This window comes from Sphingobium sp. B8D3A (genome assembly GCF_025961995.1).
In the GTDB taxonomy this organism is placed as follows: Bacteria; Pseudomonadota; Alphaproteobacteria; order Sphingomonadales; family Sphingomonadaceae; genus Sphingobium.
This window is the reverse complement of sequence record NZ_JAOQOS010000001.1, coordinates 2,938,429-2,956,088: the sequence shown is the minus strand read 5'-3', so window position 1 is coordinate 2,956,088 and position 17,660 is coordinate 2,938,429. Positions and strand designations below refer to the sequence as shown.

Below are 17,660 nucleotides of genomic sequence, written 5' to 3'. Positions count from 1 at the left end.
ATGCGGCTGGAATTCGCTCTGGAAATGCGCATCGGCCTTGGTCCGCGCATGCATATCGAAGTCGCGCAGGGCTACACGCGTGGTGCGGTGCTGATCGGTGAGGGCAGCTTCTCCGGTCCCGGTCTCTCGGGCCGGATCGTCAAGGGCAGCGGCGGCGACTTCCCGCTTGTGCGCCCCGATGGCGGCGGGCGGTTCGAATCGCAATATCTGCTGGAGACGGACGACGGCGCCCATATCCTCAAGCGCAGCACCGGCGTGCGCAGCGCCCCGCCGGAGGTGGTGAAGGCCCTGCTGGCGGGCGAGCAGGTCGATCCGCAAAGCTATTATATGCGCATGACTCCGCGCTTCGAGGCGCCCGCCGGCCCCTATGACTGGCTGAACCGCACGATCTTCGTCGGCGTCGGCCAGCGCAATCCGGAAGGCTCCATTTTCCGGTTCTGGAAAGTCGTCTGAACGTGGATCGGTTCGATTACATCGTCGTGGGCGCCGGCTCGGCGGGCTGCGTGCTCGCTGCCCGCCTGTCCGAAGATCCGCGCAACCGCGTGCTGCTGCTGGAAGCCGGCGGCAGCGACCGGCGACTGGACGTGCGCCTGCCGCTGGCGGTCTCCAAGCTGTGGCCCAATCCGGCGCTCACCTGGGGTTTCATGTCGGAGCCGGAGGCGGAGCTGGACGGCCGCCGTCTGCCGGTCGCGCGCGGACGGATGCTTGGCGGCACGTCCTCGCTCAACGGCATGATGGCGATCCGGGGGCACAAGGCTGACTATGATGGCTGGCGCGATACCGGCCTCACCGACTGGGGCTGGGACGATGTGCTGCCCTGGTTCCGCAAGCTGGAGCGGCACTGGCGCGGCGATACGCCCGAACATGGCGGCAGCGGGCCGCTGAGCGTCGAGCCGCATCCGGCGCCCAGCCCACTGATGGCCAATGTGCTGGAGGCGGCCCGGTCGCTCGGCTATCCGATCACGGAGGATTTCAACGGCCCGCGAACCGACGGCTTCGGCATGCCGGATTTCACGACGCGCAACGGTCGCCGCGCCAATACGTCGGAGGCCTATCTGCGCCCGGCGCTGGGCCGGCCCAATCTGGAGGTGCGCACCGGCGCCGTGGCGACGCGTGTGCTGCTGCGTGATGGCCGGGCAATCGGCATCGAGGTCTCACGCGACGGGCGGCTGGAAGAAATCCTCGCCGAGCGCGAAGTGCTGCTGGCCGGCGGCGCGATCAACGCGCCGCAATTGCTGCTGCTCTCGGGCATTGGGCCGGGCGCCCATCTGCAGGAGATGGGCCTGGATGTCGCCGTGGAAAGCGGCGAGGTCGGCGCCAATCTGCAGGATCATCCCGGCGCCGGCATGGAGTTCGATCTCGATCCCGCGCTGGCCTTCGACCGGGAATTGCGCTTCGACCGGCTGACCGGATCATTCCTGCGCTGGGTGGCGGGGCGCAAGAGCATCATGGGCGCGCCCCCGCTCGCGGCCTCCGCCAATGTCGCCACCGGCGCGGACCCGGATGTGATCGACATGCACTTCCTGCTGATCCCGCTCTCCATGTTCTCGCGGGTCTGGTTCCCCGGCGTGGCAAAACCGTTCGGGCCGCGCATGGGGGCGATGTGGTCGCTCAATTATCCCAAGAGCCGGGGCTGGCTGAAGCTCGGCTCGCCCGATCCGCTGGCCCATCCGCGCATTGCCTTCAACCTGATGAGCGATCCCGAAGATCAGCGCGCCATGCTCGGCGGCTATCGAGGCCTGGAGGCGCTCATCCGCCAGCCGGCGCTCGCCAAGGTGGTGGGGCAGATGCGGCGGCCGGAGCGGCCCTTGCTGTCAGATGAGGAGGTCATGGCCTATATCCGCGAGACAGCGGCGACGGCCTATCACCCGAGCGGCACCTGCCGCATGGGCAGCGATGCGCAGGCCGTCGTCGACGGGCGCCTGCGGGTGAATGGCGTCGACGGGCTGCGGGTGGTCGACGCCTCCATCTTCCCGCGCTTGCCCGGCGGCAATACCAACCTCCCGGTCATCATGGTCGCCGAGCGCGCTGCGGACTTTATCAGACGCGGAGAGTAGCCGCATCCTGCCGGATCACTCCGCCGGTTCCATCTCCAGCGGCTGCTCGTCGCCAATGTAGAGCAGCGCGCCCTGATCGAGCAGGCGCTGCTGCACGGTGCGCACGTCCACCTGACGCGGGGTAACGCCCGCGCGCACCGCGAGGCTTGCCGCCGCACCCGCCGCCTCGCCCATGGACATGCAGGTCGCCTGATCGCGCACCGCGCCCAGCGCCGCGAAGGTTGCGGAGACGCAGCGCCCCGCCACCAGCAGGCCCTCAACGCCCTTGGGCAGCAGGATGCGATAGGGAATGTCGTACGGCGCCTTGAACGGTGAGGCCACGCCGTCGCCCCACAGGCCGGTCACCGAATGCAGGTCCGGCCCGCGCGGCCCGCCCTTGGCGATCACGTCCGGAAAGCGCCGCCCTGCCAGCACATCATCCTCGGTGAGGATATAGTCGCCGACGATCCGCCGGCCCTCGCGCGCGCCGCCGGTGGGGGATTCCATGACGATATAAGCCTCCTCGAAGCCGGGGATGCGCTCGCGCAGGAAGTTGAGATACACGCGGTTGAGTTTGCGCCGATAGATCAGCGACTTGCTCACTTCCTCCTCATTGGTGTGGTCGTACCAGACCTCGTACACGCCGGACATCATCTGCCCGTCGCGCATCTTGCCGTGGCGGAAGATGCCGATGCTGCCAAAGCGCGGCGGCGGATAGACCGGCTCGGTCGCGCCATAGAGCAACGGCACTTTTCCGGCCTTGATATACTCCACCCATTCGCGGTCCAGCCCGGCGGGGAGGGGGACATATTTGCCATCCACCCTGGGTGCCGTCGCCTTGCCGGGGATCGGGCCGCCCGCCGCCGGAGAGAGGCGCAGCTTGGGGATGCCGCCCGCCGCGCGGATGCGGTCCACCTCGTCCCAGTCTGTCGGCTGCACCACCGGCTCGGCATGGAGCGTCTCGCCCTTGAGCGACTTGTAGGTATTCACCGGCCGCCCGCCGCCCATCAGTGCGGAGCGCTCGCGGTCCAGCTCGGCGCGCTCTTCTTCGCTCAGCAGCGGCTGGTTGCGCAGATAGTCGATCAGCCGGTCGACATCGATGCCGCCGATCTGCATGTCCATCGATCCACCATGATGGCGCCCGTCTTCCTCGCGTCCATGATGGAATGGCGCGCCGGCCCAGGCAGCGACGTCTGCATCGGCCGAGGCGTCGATCACCACATCGGCCAGCACCACCTGGCCGCCCGACTTGTTGCCGATGGCGACGCCCGTCACGCGCCCGTCCTCCACCAGCGTGTCGAACACCACGGTGTTGAACAGGATTTCGACCCCGGCCTCCTCCATCATCTCGTCGAGCAGGCTGGTCATCATGACGGAGTCGGTGGGGTGCCGCGCAATCGGGCTACCCTCCGGCGCGCCGCCCATGGCCTGGATGCGGTGCAGGATCTCCAGCGAGATGCCCTTCACCACCGGCGTGCCGATGCCCTTCTCGATGATATAGCCATTGATGCCGATGCCGCCGATGCCGCCCCCGGTCATCATCCCGCCCAGATAGCCGACCCGCTCGATGAGCATCACCCGCGCACCATTGCGCGCCGCGCTCAGCGCCGCGACACAGCCGGCAGGCCCGCCACCGACGACAACGACATCCATCGCCTTCGTCGGTGTCAGCGCGGCCACAAACCGCTCGTTCTTCCTCTGGACGGCCATGTCCTCTCCTCCGCTCTTATCGTTCGGAGAGAGCATATCCCGATAAAGATCATATAGAAAGACAGTATTATCAATTGTAGAGGGGCAGAGGCTTCAGTAGCGCGCGCTCAGGCTGAGGAACAGCGAGCGGCCCGGTTCGGGGAAACCATCGGTCAGCACATAATCCCGGTCGAAGAGATTACGACCGCCGACGCTGAGCGTGGCCTGCGGCGTCAGCGTATAATCGATGTTCAGCCCGGCGAGCGCATAGCCGCCCGTCTTGTAATAGATGGGCGCGAGGCCGTTGGCGGAGGCCGGCGTGACGGTCGTGCGGCGCGAGGCAAAATCGAGATTGGGCGTGATGCGCAGGGCAGGGACGGGCCGCCAGCCCAGATAGGCAAAGCCCTTGTGGCCCGGCACATCGGTGAGCTGGAACGGACGGATCAGGCTGCCCGCCGGCGCCGTGCCGACCGTGAAGTCCCGCTGGATGTAGGAATAATTGCCACCCAGCTCGATCTGGTCGCTCAGCTTCACATCTACCGCCACCTCGGCGCCATAATAACGCGCCGATCCATAATTCTCCCGGCGATTGAGATTGGCTGGTGTGCGGATCGAAACCAGCGCGTTGCTCACCCAGCTGTGAAAGAGTGCTGCGCTGACATGGAGCGGCCCCAACTGACGCGCCCCGCCGACCTCCAGCGTGGTCGCCCGTTCCGGGTTCAGGCCGGGATTGGGCTCGGCGGTGCCGAACTGGCTGCTGAACCGCTCGAACAGGGTCGGAAAGCGGGCGCGAGACGAGAGCGAGAGATGCGCCGCGCTGCCATTCTCGCCGCGCCACTCCAGCCGCCCTTGCGCATTCAACGCATCGACGTTGCGCAGCGGGAAGCTGTAGAGCCGGTTCGCGCCGGTCTGCCCCTGCGGCACGCCATAGTCCTCCGCGCGGTCGAGATCGCGCCAGTCATAGGAGGCGCCCAGCGTCAGGGTGAGCGTCGGCAGCAAGGCGAAGCGGTTCTCCACCGCGATGCTCCAGTTGCGCTCGGCACTGATCTGCACCGGCTCTGCTACGCTTCCGGGCAGGCCCGGCCGGCTGGTCTGGGATTCGCTGTGCTCGTCATGCCGATAATGGACGGCAAGGGTCAGGCGGTTGACGGGCAGCAGGTCCACGCCGAGCTCCGCTGATCCGCCATAGGCCGTGTCCGCATAAGGGCTGTCGAAGGACCGACCCAGCGTCTGGCTCGTCTGGCTGCGATTGTCCCAGGAGCGAAGCAGATTGTCGAAGCGGCTGTAATAGGCCCGCGTCTTGAGTGTCGCCTGAGGGCTGAGCGCAGTGGTGGAGAGGAAGGCCAGCGTGTCGATGGTCCAATAGGGCCAGCTCCAGTTGCGCAGCGAGACATTGCTCGTGTCGCTCACATGCAGCGGCGCGTTCTTGCTGCCTTCCTGCCGTGTGTAGCTCAGCACATATTCGTCGGTGGCGTTGGGGGTGACGCCCAGCTTGGCATTCACGCGCCAATCTGATGTGCGGGAGAAGTCGCGGGCGCCGCCGTCCTCGTTCGCGCTGACCGGGCGGAAGCTACCGGCAAGCGTCCAGTGATCGGTGAAATTGCGGGCATAGCTCGCCTGCGCGTACCAATGCTCCTGCCGCGTGCCGAGCAGGGCGAAGACGCTGTAGCCACCATAGTCCGCATCGCGGTCGAGGTTGAGCGTGGCGCGCGCCTCGGCCTCCAAAGCCTTGGTGGGCTTGCGCGTGACGAGATTGATCGCACCGCCCATGGCACCGGGGCCGTCCAGCACGGAGGCATAGGCCTTCGCGACCTGCACCTCGGCGACGTCCGGCGTGAGGAAGCGGCCGAAGTCCAGCCGGTTGTCGGCCGGCAGATAGACGCGGATCCCGTCAATCGAGAGCGGCACCTGAAAGCGGTCGAACCCGCGCACGAACACCAGCCGCTCGTTGCGCGAGCCACCGCTATTGCCCGCGGAGACGCCCGGCAGGAGGTTGATCGCATCGTCGAGCTGCACGCGGTTGAAGCGGACCATGGCCTGCTGGCCGAGCGTCTCCGTGCCGAGCAGCCGGTCAGGTCCGGCGGGCGCCGTCACGATGATTTGCCCGAGGCCGAAACTGCCGGCCTCGCCCTCCGCCACCTGCGCGCGGGCCATGCCCGACGTCACGAGAATTGCGGCGCCCAGCACCAGTGTCGCTCTCATCAATGGGTCCCCTTTTCTTGTTCGTGATTCGATGTATATGCGGAAATACATCGAAAGAACCGACCGTCCAGAGGAGAAGCGGACAATGCGTGTGATGATGGCTCTCGCAATGGCGCTGGCACCGGTGCCCGTCGCCGCTCAGATGCCCGCTGCGGATGCGCCCGCTTGCGCGGACGATGCGGCTCTGCCGCCTGAATTTGCTGCCTGGCGCAGCGCCGAGCGGGTTGCCAGCGCGACGGAAGCAGCCGTTCAGCTCAAGCCCGGCCAGGCCGTCGATCTCACCTTGTCGCCTGCCTCATCCGTCGCGTTCGCTGCCGCGCCCGAGCGTGCGGCCAAGCCCGGCACCTACGCCGGGATGCTGGCGTTCGACGCCCCGCGCGACGGCATCTATCGCGTCGCCTTGGGCGCAGCGGCGTGGGTGGACATGGTGACCGACGGCGCGCGCGTGACCTCCCTCGCGCATGGCCATGGGCCGGCTTGCTCGGGCATCCGCAAGATCGTCGATTTCCGCCTCAAGGCCGGGCGCCACATCCTGCAGATCAGCGGCAGCGAGGCGCCGATCATCAGAGTGATGATCGTCCCATCACCCGAATAAGATCGCGCCAGCCCTCCGCCCAAGAGCAGATTTCCCCAATCGCCGCGCAGGCCCGGTGCTGATAAAGTCGCGCCGAACTGTGAGGGGGATCATCCGTGAGGCCGCATCGGGAATATCATCTTGTTTCGCGCATCGGCTGGCTCCGCGCGGCGGTGCTGGGCGCCAATGATGGCATCGTGTCCACGGCCAGCCTCATCCTCGGCGTGGCGGCGTCAGGGGCGGATCGGTCGGCGCTGATCGTCGCGGGTGCTGCCGGTCTGGTGGCCGGGGCGATGTCCATGGCGGCCGGCGAATATGTCTCGGTCAGCTCCCAGTCCGACACTGAGCGCTCCGACCTCGCGCGCGAGACGCAGGAGTTGGCCACCGCGCCCGAGGCCGAGCTGCAGGAACTCACCGACATCTATGTCGCGCGCGGCGTCGACCCGGCGACGGCGCGGCGCGCGGCCGAGCAGATGATGGCCCATGATGCGCTCGGCGCTCATGCGCGTGACGAGCTGCACATTACCGAAACGACGGCAGCCCGCCCGGTGGTCGCGGCCTTCACCTCCGCCGCGACCTTCACGGCCGGCGCGGCGCTGCCGCTGGTGCTGGCGGCCGTGCTGCCGATGGACCGGATGGTGGTGGGCGAGGCAGCAGGATCGATCCTGTTCCTCGGCCTGCTCGGCGCCATCGGCGCGCGTGCTGGCGGGGCCAAACCATGGCGGCCGGTGGCGCGGGTGGTCTTCTGGGGCGCGCTTGCCATGGCCCTGACAGCCGGGATCGGGCGGCTGGTCGGGACGAGTGTCTGACCGGACGGCGTCGGCCGCCTAGCTGGCGGGCGTCGCAATCCCCGCCTGATCGCTCAGCTCCTTGAGCCGGTAGAGCATCGACTTGCGCCGATCGAGCAGATGGAGGCGCATCGCCGTGAAGGCGCCCTCACTGTCGCGCGCGGCGATCCGGTCGAAAATGCCCTGCAGCGACTTGTAGCCGATGCGGCTGTTGCGCGGCGAGGCTTCCAGCGCCGTGAACAGGTTGAGCAGCGCATGCTCCAGCGCATGCATGAGCGTCACCAGCGTGCGCGCGCCCGAAGCCTCCACGATGAAGCGGTGGAAGGCGAGGATGCGATCGACCGACTCCCGCCGCGGCAGGTCCGGCTCCATGATCCGCTCCAGCAGCAGCCGCAGCGCCTCGATCTGGTCGTCGGTGATCTTCTCGGCAGCCAGCTCGGCGGCGCGGCATTCGATGCCGATGCGGGCATCGAAAATCTCCTCGGCCGTCACCTGCACGAGCATGAACTGCACCGCCAGCGCCGTCGCGAACTGGTCGGGCTTGCCCTCGGCGATGGTGGCTCCGCCGCCCGCGCCGGTCTTGATCGTGACCACCCCCAGCGCCTCCAGCCGGCCCAGCGCCTCGCGGATCGGCACGCGACTGGTCTGGAAGGTCTCGGTCAGCTGCGCCTCGGTGCCGAGGAACTGGCCGGGCTTGAACTGGCCGGCGAACAGCGCGTCGATCACCTGCGAGACGATGCGCGAGGCGAGCGACTGGCTGCGCACGGAACTGAAAACGGTGTCGGATTCGGCCAAGGGAACAGGCTTTCTCATGTTGGCATCGCCCGCGCGGGGCGGGCGATCGGTCATTCTATATGATGATTTCAATCCTGCCCCGCCCGGCATTGCTTGACAAGCCACGCCGCATCGGATGAAAAAGAATAACTATATTATAGTTTGATTCATTCAAGTGTGGGGGAGGGCGGAATGTCGCCGGAAGACAATGCCTTGCTGACCCAGACCGGTCCCGGCACCCCCATGGGCGCGTTGATGCGGGAATATTGGATCCCCGCTTTCATGCCGGACGAAGTCAAGGCTGGCGGCGCGCCGCTGCGGCTACGGCTGCTCGGGGAGAACTTCCTCGCCTTCCGTTCGCCCGATGGCTCGCTTGGCGTGGTCGATCATCGCTGCGCCCATCGCTGCGCCTCGCTGTTCTACGGGCGCAATGAGGAGGGCGGCATCCGCTGCGTCTATCATGGCTGGAAGTTCGATCGGAACGGCCAGTGCATCGAGATGCCGAGCGAGCCGCCGGAGACGGATTACAAGGACAAGGTGAAAATCCGCGCGCTGCCCGTGGTCGAACGCTACGGCGTCGCCTGGGTCTATATGGGCACCCGCGCCGAGCCGCCCGCACTGCCGCATTTCGACTGGGACGAGGTGGAGGCGGGCCAGCCGCTTACCGTCACCTTCATGATGCGCGAGTGCAACTGGCTGCAGGCGCTGGAGGGGGATATCGACACCTGCCATGTCGGCTTCCTGCATCTGGGCGCGGCGACGCCGGATCAGTTCGAGGAAGGCTCGATCAATTATTACAGGCAGATGCGCGAGAATCTTGCGCCGAAATATGAGGCGCTGGAGACCGATTACGGCACTATGTATTGCGCCTACCGCCCCGCCGGGGACAATCTCTATCACCGCATCGGCCAGTTCGCTTTGCCCTTCTGGACCATGGCGCCCTCCGAGCCGCTCGACCATATCCGCGCCCGCGCATGGGTGCCGCTGGATGATCATCATGCCATGCTCGTCACCATCGGCGGCCCGCGCACCGGCGCGACGACGCTCACCAAGGCGGGCAAGCCCATTCCCGGCACCACCTCGCCGATCAATTTCCTGCCCAACAGCACCGACTGGCTCGGCCGCTTCCGCATCGATGCCAATCCGCGCAACGATCATCTGATCTCGCGCGAGGCGCAGTCGACGCAGAGCTATAGCGGCATCGAGGCGATCCCGGTGCAGGATCAGGCCGTCACCGAGAGCATGGGGCCGGTGGTGGACCGCACCATGGAGCATCTGGGCACCAGCGATCGGATGATCGTGCTCACCCGCCGGCGGCTCAAATGGGCCGCGACGGCGTTGCGGGACGACGGGGTGGTGCCGCCGGGCGTCGATAATCCGGCCTGCTACCATAATGTCCGCGCCGGCTATGCGCTGCTCCCGCCCGAGCAGGACTGGCTCGATTTCTACAATGCGCGCCGCGCGGTGTGGAGCAGGGGGACCGCCGAGCCGGTGGACCGCAAGCGCCGCCTCGCGGCCGCGCCAGCCTGAGGACCGTTCATGTCTGCCACCTCTTCCCATCGCCCGGGCGCGCACTTCCTGCAACTGCCCGGTCCAACGACCACGCCGCAACGGGTGATGGAGGCGATTGCGCGCCCGACCATCAACCATCGCGGGCCTGACTTCCGTGATCTCACGGTCGAGGTGCTGGACGGGATAAAGGGCATCTTCAAGACCGAAGGCCCGGTCATCATCTACCCCTCGTCGGGCACCGGCGCGTGGGAAGCGGCGCTGGTCAACGCGCTCTCGCCGGGCGACGCGGTGCTGATGTACGAGACTGGCTGGTTCGCGACCCTCTGGTGCCGGCTCGCCCGCAAGATCGGCCTGAAGCCCGAGCTGATCCCCGGCGACTGGCGCACCCCGGTCGATGCCGCGGCCATTGGCGAGCGGCTGCGCGCGGACAAGGCGCATCGCATCAAGGCGGTCTGCGTGGTCCATAACGAGACCTCCACCGGCGTGACCTCAGACATCGCCGCCGTGCGCCGCGCCATCGATGAAGCCGGGCACCCCGCGCTGCTGATGGCCGATCTGGTCTCGTCGCTGGCGTCGGTGGATTATCAGCATGATGTCTGGGGCGTGGATGTGGCGGTCGGCGGCTCGCAAAAGGGGCTGATGCTGCCGCCGGGCCTCTCCTTCAATGCCCTGTCGCAAAAGGCGATCGCGGCGTCGAAATCGGCCGGGATGAGGCGCTCTTATTGGGACTGGGGCGAGATGCTGGAGGCCAATGCCCGGGGCTTCTTCCCCTACACCCCGGCCATCAATCTGCTGCAGGGGCTGCGCGAGGCCATTGCCATGATGCAGGAGGAGGGGCTGGACGCCGTCTTCGCGCGTCACCAGCGGGCGGCGCAGGCGACGCGCGCGGCAGTCGCGCGCTGGGGCTTCGAGACGCAGTGCCGCGATGCCGCCGCCCATTCTCCGGTGCTCACCGCCGTGCGGATGCCCGAGGGCATCTCCGCCGATGCGGTGCGCGAGGCGGCGCTGGAGCGCTGCAACATGAGCCTCGGCAATGGCCTCGGCCAGCTCGATGACCGGGTGTTCCGCATCGGCCATCTCGGCGACTTCAGCGACGCGCTGGTGCTCGGCACCATCGCCGCGACGGAAGCTGCGCTGGCCTTCGCGGGCGTGCCCTATCGGGCTGGCGGAACGGAAGCGGCCATTGCCGTGCTGACCGGGCAGGCGCAGCGCGGCGCGCCCGGCCTAGCCGCCTGATCGGGCGAGGGCGGCAAGAGACCGGACGGGAGCGAGAGCATGGCAGGTCGAGCGAGCCTCACAGACAAGATCGCCATCATCCGCGCGACCTGGCGCTATCCGGGCTGGGGCGTGGTCGCCAAGGCGTTCTTCATCTTCCTCATCGCCTTCGGCGCGCCGCTGACCATGCCGTTCGTCTATCCCGAGGTCATGAAGGAGTTCGGCTGGACGCTCACCCAGGCGACGCTCATCTACACCTATAAGAGCCTGACCGGCGCGATCATGGCGATCTTCATCATCGGCCCGCTGGTCGAGCGGATCGGCCTCAAGCTGGTGCTGGTCGGCGCCATGGCGGCCGAAGCCATCGGGCTGGCGGGCTTCCTGTTCGTCCACTCGCTGTGGAGCTATTATGTCGTCGGCTTCATGATCGGCATCGGCCAGGGCGCCGTGATCATTTCGCTGCGGCTGCTGGTCTCGCGCTGGTTTATGCGCAATGTCGGGCTGGCGACGGGCGTGGCGGTCATCGGCACCAGCTTCGGCGGCGTGCTGTTCCCGCTGATGACCAGCCAGCTCATTCCGCTTTATGGTTGGCGCGTCGCCTTTGCCTGTCTGAGCATCGGCATCTTCTGCATTTCCATTCCGCTCGCGCTGTCGGTGCGGTTCAACCCCAGCGAGGCGGACGTGCTGCCCGAGGCGGTGCGGACGAGCGAGCAGGTCAGCAGCGCCCGGCTGCGCGCGGCCGATCTCGGCATCAGCTTCCGCACCATGCTGCGCCAGCACGCCTTCTGGCTGATCGCGCTGGCGACATTCCTCTCGGCGCTGATCGATCAGGCGCTCTTCCAGCACAGCATCTATTATCTCACCAACGAGATCGGCCTCTCGCGCACCGTCGCGGCCTCGGCCTGGTCGCTCACCTTCCTCATCGGCATCGGCGCCAAGTTCGTCGCGGGCATGACGTTCGATCGCTTTTCGGTGAAGGGCGTGGCGGGCTGGAACCTGCTGCTCGGCCTCGCCATCCTGCTGGCGTTGCCGGTGCAGGGGCTGTTCACCGCGCTTGTCTTCACCACCGTGCTGGGCGTGGCGCATGGCGGGCTGACCGTGGACGGCCCGGTCGTTGCCAAGCATGTCTATGGCCCCGGCCTCATGAACCGGCTGCTGCCAGTGCTCGCCGGCTTCAACACCATGGGCTCGGCCTTCGGGCCGGTCGTGCTGGCGAACCTGTACGATCGCACCGGCACCTATCTGGTCGGCTTTGGCGTGTTCATCGCCCTGACGATCGTCGCCGCACTGCTGATGGCGCGCGTCACCCCGGCCTATCTGCTGCGGATCAGGGCACTGCAGGATAATGCCGCTTAATCAGCAGTGTGCCCAAGCAGATCGTCAGAAAAGCGTCCGTATCCCGGTTCGAGCGTTATAAGCGTTATAATTTCGATGCTTACCCAGGATGAGGACCTCATGATCACGGCTTTTGCAACATTGCTCCTGGCCGCGGCAGCGCCTGCTCCTGCTCAGCCGCGCTGCTCCTCGTTCGCAACCCTGTCAGCAGCAGACCAAAAGCAATATGGCTCGCGCTATCGTTTCCGGGTGCGCACAAAAGGCAAAGCAGTGGCGGAGCAGTGGGTCCGGACGTCAGTGTGCCCGGAGGCACGGGCTGCCTTACGAGAAAAGCGACGCGAGCCACTGCTCAACAAGCACGGTCGGCCTTGCACCAAGACGCGGACTGAGATGCGCCCGATCACGAGTGACGGGAGCATGACGATGATACCGCGCCAAGTCTGCATCGATTAGGCAGGCGGAGCGACTGAGGGGTGCACCTCATGCCAGCGGAATCGTGACCGCCTGCATTTCCATATAGGATTGCATCCCCGCGACGCCCTGTTCCCGCCCATAGCCTGAATGCTTGGCGCCACCGAACGGCACGTCGCGGCCATTGCCGCCGTGCCGGTTGACCCAGACCATCCCGGCCTCAAGCTGCCGGGCAATCGCGCCGCCGCCGTCTGTGTCCGCCGTCCACACCGATGCGCCGAGGCCGAATTCGGTGGCGTTGGCGCGGCGGATGACATCCTCGATCTCGTCGAAAGCCAGCACCGGCAGCACCGGGCCGAACTGCTCTTCGCGCACCAGCGGCGCCGCGTCATCCAGCCCTGCGACCACTGTCGGCATGACGAAATAGCCCGGGCCGGGCAGCCGCTCGCCGCCGGTGAGAATCTGTGCGCCCGGAGTCGCCCGCACGCCGTCGAGCAGCGCCAGCACCTTCTCGAACTGCATCCGGTTCTGGATCGGCCCCATCTGGCTCTGCGGATCGGTGCCCGGCCCCACGCGGATGGCGGCGGCGCGGCGGGCCAGCGCCTCGACCATCGCCGGGTAGAGCGCGCGATGCACGAACACCCGCTTGATCGCCATGCAGACCTGCCCGCAATTGGCAAAGGCGCTGCGGGCAATGCCCTCGGCGGTGGCTTCCACATCCGCATCGGGCAGGACAATGGCGGGGTCGTTGCCGCCCAATTCCAGCGTGATGCGCTTGAAGGTGCCTGCCGCGCTGGCCATCACATGGCGGCCAGTCGCCACCGATCCGGTGAAGCTGATCTTGTCCACATCCGGATGCGTTGTCAGCCAAACGCCCAGATCATTGCCGCCGCTCAGGATGTTCACCGTGCCCGGGGGCACGATGTCCGCAATGGCCTGCCCGATGGCGAGCGTGGAGAGCGGCGTGAGCGGGGAGGGCTTCAGCACGATGCAATTGCCGGTGTAGAGCGCCTGCGCGATCTTCACCGTCGCGAGCATCACCGGCACGTTCCACGGCGTGATGCCCCCCACCACGCCGAGCGGCCGGTAGCGGATTTCCACCCGCTCGCGCGCATCTTCGCGCAGCACGCCGCCGGCGACATCGAAGGCGCTCAACGCCTCGATATGATCGGCCGCGCGGCGCACCTCGCCAATGGCGTCGCGCAACGGCTTGCCCTGTTCGGCGGTGAGCAGCGCGCCCAGCGGATCGGCGACCTCGCGCAGGCGCGCGGCGATCCGATGGATGACGGCGCGCCGCTCGGTCACATCGCGGGCGGACCAGCCGGGGAAGGCGCGGCGCGCGGCGGCGACGGCCCGGTCGAGATCGTGCCGCTGCGCGTCCGGTGCCTGGGCAAAGGCGGCGCCGGTCGCGGGATCGATCACCGGCATGAACGCCTCTCCCGCCACGATCTCCCCGTCGATCAGCATGCCGGCGGCAAGCTGGGGCGAGTCAAGCATGGGCTTTTGCGCGGTCAGACGATCGTTCATGTTGCTTTTGTTCTCCGCTTGGCTCACATCCGGCGATACGCCATAAAGATAATATAGTAGTATAGTTTGAGCAATCGGGAAGGGGTGGAATGTTTGACGATTTCGTGACCTTGGGACGGTCCGGCCTGCGGGTGAGCCGTTACGCGCTCGGCACCTTCAACTTCGGCGGCGCGCAGCCCTGGAGTCTGGACCCCACCGCCGCCGGGCGCCTCATCGCGCAATATCGCGACCTCGGCGGCAACTTCCTCGATTGCGCGAACAGCTATGGCGGCGGCGAGGCCGAGACGATTCTCGGTGATTATCTCGTCGGCGAGTCCGGCCTGCGGGACCGGCTGGTGATCGCCACCAAATTCGGCTCGAACGTCCGCGATGGCGATCCCAATGCCGGCGGGGGCGGGCGCAAGTCCATCCTGCAAAGCGTCGAAGCCTCGCTGCGCAAGCTCAAGACCGACCGGGTCGATCTGCTCTGGATGCACATCGTCGATCCGCTGACGCCGATGGATGAGACGATGCGTGCGCTCGATGATCTGGTGCGGGCGGGCAAGGTGCTGCATGTCGGCCTTTCCAACATTCCGGCGTGGAAGGTGGCCGAGGCGCACTGGCTGGCGCAGTGGCGCAATCTGGTGCCGGTGATTGGCCTGCAGCTGCAATATTCGCTGATGGAGCGGAATATCGAGGTCGAGCATGTGCCGCTCGCCCAGGCCTATGGCATGGGCATCGCGGCCTGGTCGCCGCTCAAGAGCGGGGCGCTGAGCGGCCGCTATCGGCGCGGCGATGCCAGCAATCATGATGCCGAAGGGCGTGGCTCGTTCCTTGCCCGCATTCTGGACGAGAAGGCCGAGCGCGTGCTGGACGTCGTGCTGCAGGTCGCGGAGCGCCACGGCGCCAGCCCGGCACAGATCGCGCTGGCCTGGCTGCAGGCCAAGCCCTGGGTCGCGACGATCCTGCTGGGCGCCAACGATGCCGACCAGCTTGTCGAAAATGCCGCGGCGAGCCGCATCACCCTGTCGGCCGAGGATCTGGCGGCGCTCGATGCCGCCGGACCTCCCGCGCTGACCTATCCCGCCGACTTTGCGCGGCGTGCCACGGGCTCGATCAGTGGCGGCACCCGCATCAACGGTATCGCGCCACCCACCGGCGGCGGCTCGCCGAGCCAGAGCCGCCGCTAAGGGTTTAAGCTGAGCGCTTAAAGGGCCAGCGCCGCGTAGCGCTCGAGATGAGCGTCGCGGTCGCCATGGGAGAGCTCGAACAGGCCCAGCCGGGCGAACAGATGTGCGGCCGGATATTCCTGCACCAGCCCCATGCCGCCATGGAGTTGCACGCACTGCTCGCCGATGAAGCGGGCCGACTCGCCGATCTTCACTTTCGCCGCCGAGACCGCGCGAGCGCGTGCCGCCGGGTCGTCTGCCTCGCAGGCGGCGATGGCGGCGGCCGCGATCGGCGCGGCAAGCTCCTGCGCGATGGCCATGTCGACCAGCCGATGCTGGAGCACCTGAAAGGCATCCAGCGGGCGACCGAATTGCCGGCGGGTGTGGGTATGCTCGCGAGCGAGGGCATTCGCCGCCCGCAAGGCGCCAATGGCATCCGCGCAGGCGAGGGCGGTGGCTTCATCGAGCGCGCGGGCCAGCGCCGCCTCGCCGCCCGGCATCCGCGCGGCGGTGGGGATGATGACGTCGTCCAGCAAGAGGTCGGCGGCACCGGTCCAGTCGAAACAGCGGGTCGGACGAAGGGCCAGATCCGCCGCCGGGACGAGAAACAGCGCCACACCCCCGGCTGTGTTCGCTGAGACGATGAACAGGTCCGCCGTGTCCCCGCCCGCCACGGCAACCTTGCGGCCCGAGAGGCGCCAGCCATGCGGATCGGGCGTGGCGTGGGCAGTGATCGGCCGGCCATAGCCGCCATCGGCTTCCTCATGCGCCAGCACGACGCGCACTGCGCCGGCGCAGATGGCGGGCAGCCATGCCGCCTGCTGATCCTCGCTGCCGGCCGCCGCCAGCAGCCGCGCGCCGGTCATCACCGCCGCATAGGGCTCCAGCACCATCGCGCTGCCCATCGTCTCGACCACCATGGCGAGGTCGCCCAATGTGCCGGGGAAGCCGCCATGCCCCTCCGGCAGGGTCAGCGCCAGCAGGCCCATGTCGGCGTAAGCCACCCAGGCCGTCTGCGATTCCCGCGCAGGGCTTTCATGCGCATCGCGGCGCTGCTCGAAGCTGTAGTGCCGCGCGAGAACGGTTTCGAGCGAGTTGCGCAGCAGGTCGCGAATGTTCGTCTCTTCGGCACCGCTTGCCGGCGCGGCGTCCATCACGGTCGTGTTCATCGGGCTGCCCCCAGGCCAAGCGTTTTGGCGATGATGTTGCGCTGGATTTCGTTCGAGCCGCCATAGATGCTGACGACGCGCGTATCGAAATGGCTCTTGAACAGGCGCCCGAGCCATGGCTTGTCCGCATCGCCAGCGTCCATGGCGGCGTCGGGGGCGAACGGCGCTGCGCTGCGGCCCGCCACCTCGACCAGCAGGCGCGTCAGTCGCTGCTGAAGCTCCGATCCCTTGATCTTGAGCATATTGGCCTCGATCCCCGGGGCGACCCCGGCCCGGGCGCGGTCCAGCATGGCGGTGGCCATGGCCTCCAGCGCATCCAGCTCGATCGCCGCCTCGGCGATGCGCGCGCGGACATGCGGCGCGCCGGCCAGTCCCTGCTCGGCCGCGATCTGCCTCAGCCGCGCCAACTGGCGGCGGTTGAGGCCGATGCGCGCGATCGACAGCCGCTCATTGCCGAGTACCACGCGCGAATAGGTCCAGCCTTTATGCGGCTCGCCCACCAGATTTTCGGCGGGCACCCGCACAGTGTCGAAGAACACCTCGTTGGTGGTGTGGGCGCCGTTGAGCAGGATGATCGGGCGAATGTCGATGCCCGGCGTCTTGAGGTCGATGAGCAGCATGGAGATGCCCATTTGCGGCTTGGGCGCATCGGGATCGGTGCGGACCAGCGCGAACATCATGGTCGATTCATGCGCCATGGTCGTCCACATCTTCTGCCCGTTGACCACCCAATGGTCGCCGTCCCGCACGGCGCGAGTCTTGAGCGAGGCGAGGTCGGACCCGGCGCCCGGTTCGGAAAAGCCCTGGCACCAGATGTCCTCGCCGGAGAGGATGCGTGGCAGATAATGGGCCTTCTGCTCCGGCGTGCCGTAATGCATCAGCGTCGGGCCGAGCATCTTGAGGCCGAAGGAGCCAAGGTCCGGCGCGCCTTCCTCGGCCAGCGTCTCGGAGAAAATATAGGTCTGGACCGGGCTCCAGCCGGTGCCGCCATGCTCCACCGGCCAGTGCGGCGCCGCCCAGCCGCGCGCGTGCAGCGCCTTGTGCCAGGCGAGCCGCTCCGCTGCGGTGATGCCGACCGCGTTGGTCACTTTCTCGCGTACATTCTCCGGGCATTGCGCGCGCACGAATGCGCGGACCTCTTCGGCAAAAGCCTGCTCGCTTTGCGTGTACATGCCTGTCCTCTCCTTCTCCTTCCCATCATCGCGCGCGCGCAGATAATATCAAGTAGCTTTATATAAAGCGGCTGGAGAATGTTGTTGTCATTAGCATCGATTTGCGCA

Annotated in this window: 14 protein-coding genes; 8 read left to right on the top strand and 6 right to left on the bottom strand. The window is 67.2% G+C overall.

The genetic code is table 11. The features are described from left to right. Both M2342_RS13665 and M2342_RS13660 read left to right on the top strand, forming a co-directional pair. Positions 1–453 carry a DUF3237 domain-containing protein gene (locus tag M2342_RS13665; RefSeq protein WP_264569668.1) on the top strand — a complete coding sequence of 151 codons (453 nt, stop codon included), beginning with the start codon at positions 1–3 and terminating at the stop codon, positions 451–453. A gap of 2 nt (positions 454–455) precedes the next feature. Then, complete coding sequence (locus M2342_RS13660; protein WP_264579496.1) at positions 456–2,057, top strand: GMC family oxidoreductase; 1,602 nt, start codon at positions 456–458, stop codon at positions 2,055–2,057. A 15-nt stretch (positions 2,058–2,072) separates the two neighbouring features. Here M2342_RS13660 and M2342_RS13655 read toward each other — a convergent pair whose 3' ends face one another. Together M2342_RS13655 and M2342_RS13650 are read right to left on the bottom strand one after the other, a co-directional pair. Next, positions 2,073–3,746 (bottom strand): FAD-dependent oxidoreductase, encoded by a 1,674-nt coding sequence (locus tag M2342_RS13655; protein WP_264579495.1) that lies wholly within the window; start codon positions 3,744–3,746, stop codon positions 2,073–2,075. A gap of 93 nt (positions 3,747–3,839) precedes the next feature. Then, complete coding sequence (locus M2342_RS13650) at positions 3,840–5,927, bottom strand: TonB-dependent receptor plug domain-containing protein (protein WP_264579494.1); 2,088 nt, start codon at positions 5,925–5,927, stop codon at positions 3,840–3,842. A gap of 85 nt (positions 5,928–6,012) precedes the next feature. On the opposite strand from M2342_RS13650, the gene M2342_RS13645 reads away from it, so the two are divergent. Continuing rightward, positions 6,013–6,522, top strand: a complete 510-nt coding sequence (locus M2342_RS13645) for a homogentisate 1,2-dioxygenase (RefSeq protein WP_264579493.1) — start codon at positions 6,013–6,015, stop codon at positions 6,520–6,522. 95 nt (positions 6,523–6,617) lie between these two features. Beyond that, positions 6,618–7,310, top strand: coding sequence for a VIT family protein (locus M2342_RS13640; RefSeq protein ID WP_181558943.1), 693 nt, complete (start codon positions 6,618–6,620; stop codon positions 7,308–7,310). Between the two features lie 18 nt (positions 7,311–7,328). Here the strand turns inward: M2342_RS13640 and M2342_RS13635 are convergent, their stop codons facing one another. Continuing rightward, the gene (locus tag M2342_RS13635; protein WP_264574647.1) at positions 7,329–8,102 is read right to left on the bottom strand and encodes a FadR/GntR family transcriptional regulator; all 774 of its coding nucleotides are present in this window, start codon (positions 8,100–8,102) and stop codon (positions 7,329–7,331) included. Between the two features lie 153 nt (positions 8,103–8,255). On the opposite strand from M2342_RS13635, the gene M2342_RS13630 reads away from it, so the two are divergent. The 3 genes from M2342_RS13630 to M2342_RS13620 are packed head-to-tail and all read left to right on the top strand — an operon-like array spanning position 8,256 to position 12,146. Beyond that, complete coding sequence (locus tag M2342_RS13630; protein WP_264579492.1) at positions 8,256–9,593, top strand: Rieske 2Fe-2S domain-containing protein; 1,338 nt, start codon at positions 8,256–8,258, stop codon at positions 9,591–9,593. Between the two features lie 9 nt (positions 9,594–9,602). Then, a complete protein-coding gene (locus tag M2342_RS13625) occupies positions 9,603–10,811 on the top strand; it encodes a pyridoxal-phosphate-dependent aminotransferase family protein (protein WP_264579491.1) in 1,209 nt (402 codons plus the stop codon). A 39-nt stretch (positions 10,812–10,850) separates the two neighbouring features. After that, positions 10,851–12,146, top strand: a complete 1,296-nt coding sequence (locus M2342_RS13620) for an MFS transporter (RefSeq protein ID WP_264579490.1) — start codon at positions 10,851–10,853, stop codon at positions 12,144–12,146. A 459-nt stretch (positions 12,147–12,605) separates the two neighbouring features. Here the strand turns inward: M2342_RS13620 and M2342_RS13615 are convergent, their stop codons facing one another. Beyond that, entirely contained in the window at positions 12,606–14,063 is a 1,458-nt protein-coding gene (locus M2342_RS13615; RefSeq protein WP_264579489.1) for an aldehyde dehydrogenase family protein, read from the bottom strand. Positions 14,064–14,152: 89 nt separating this feature from the next. Here M2342_RS13615 and M2342_RS13610 point away from each other — a divergent pair, with 89 nt between their 5' ends. Continuing rightward, positions 14,153–15,232, top strand: a complete 1,080-nt coding sequence (locus tag M2342_RS13610) for an aldo/keto reductase (RefSeq protein WP_264579488.1) — start codon at positions 14,153–14,155, stop codon at positions 15,230–15,232. A 17-nt stretch (positions 15,233–15,249) separates the two neighbouring features. Here M2342_RS13610 and M2342_RS13605 read toward each other — a convergent pair whose 3' ends face one another. Next, positions 15,250–16,380, bottom strand: coding sequence for an acyl-CoA dehydrogenase family protein (locus M2342_RS13605; RefSeq protein WP_264579487.1), 1,131 nt, complete (start codon positions 16,378–16,380; stop codon positions 15,250–15,252). Beyond that, complete coding sequence (locus tag M2342_RS13600; protein WP_264579486.1) at positions 16,377–17,552, bottom strand: acyl-CoA dehydrogenase family protein; 1,176 nt, start codon at positions 17,550–17,552, stop codon at positions 16,377–16,379. The genes M2342_RS13605 and M2342_RS13600 overlap by 4 nt, the downstream gene beginning before the upstream one ends. Positions 17,553–17,660: the final 108 nt, after the last annotated feature.

Excerpts from the sequence above, each read along its gene's own strand:
- M2342_RS13665 (WP_264569668.1), top strand. The coding sequence starts at position 1 with ATGCGGCTGGAATTCGCTCTGGAAATGCGCATCGGCCTTGGTCCGCGC.
- M2342_RS13655 (WP_264579495.1), bottom strand. The coding sequence starts at position 3,746 with ATGGCCGTCCAGAGGAAGAACGAGCGGTTTGTGGCCGCGCTGACACCG.
- M2342_RS13650 (WP_264579494.1), bottom strand. The coding sequence starts at position 5,927 with ATGAGAGCGACACTGGTGCTGGGCGCCGCAATTCTCGTGACGTCGGGC.
- M2342_RS13645 (WP_264579493.1), top strand. The coding sequence starts at position 6,013 with ATGCGTGTGATGATGGCTCTCGCAATGGCGCTGGCACCGGTGCCCGTC.
- M2342_RS13635 (WP_264574647.1), bottom strand. The coding sequence starts at position 8,102 with ATGAGAAAGCCTGTTCCCTTGGCCGAATCCGACACCGTTTTCAGTTCC.
- M2342_RS13630 (WP_264579492.1), top strand. The coding sequence starts at position 8,256 with ATGTCGCCGGAAGACAATGCCTTGCTGACCCAGACCGGTCCCGGCACC.
- M2342_RS13625 (WP_264579491.1), top strand. The coding sequence starts at position 9,603 with ATGTCTGCCACCTCTTCCCATCGCCCGGGCGCGCACTTCCTGCAACTG.
- M2342_RS13620 (WP_264579490.1), top strand. The coding sequence starts at position 10,851 with ATGGCAGGTCGAGCGAGCCTCACAGACAAGATCGCCATCATCCGCGCG.
- M2342_RS13615 (WP_264579489.1), bottom strand. The coding sequence starts at position 14,063 with ATGAACGATCGTCTGACCGCGCAAAAGCCCATGCTTGACTCGCCCCAG.
- M2342_RS13610 (WP_264579488.1), top strand. The coding sequence starts at position 14,153 with ATGTTTGACGATTTCGTGACCTTGGGACGGTCCGGCCTGCGGGTGAGC.
- M2342_RS13605 (WP_264579487.1), bottom strand. The coding sequence starts at position 16,380 with ATGAACACGACCGTGATGGACGCCGCGCCGGCAAGCGGTGCCGAAGAG.
- M2342_RS13600 (WP_264579486.1), bottom strand. The coding sequence starts at position 17,552 with ATGTACACGCAAAGCGAGCAGGCTTTTGCCGAAGAGGTCCGCGCATTC.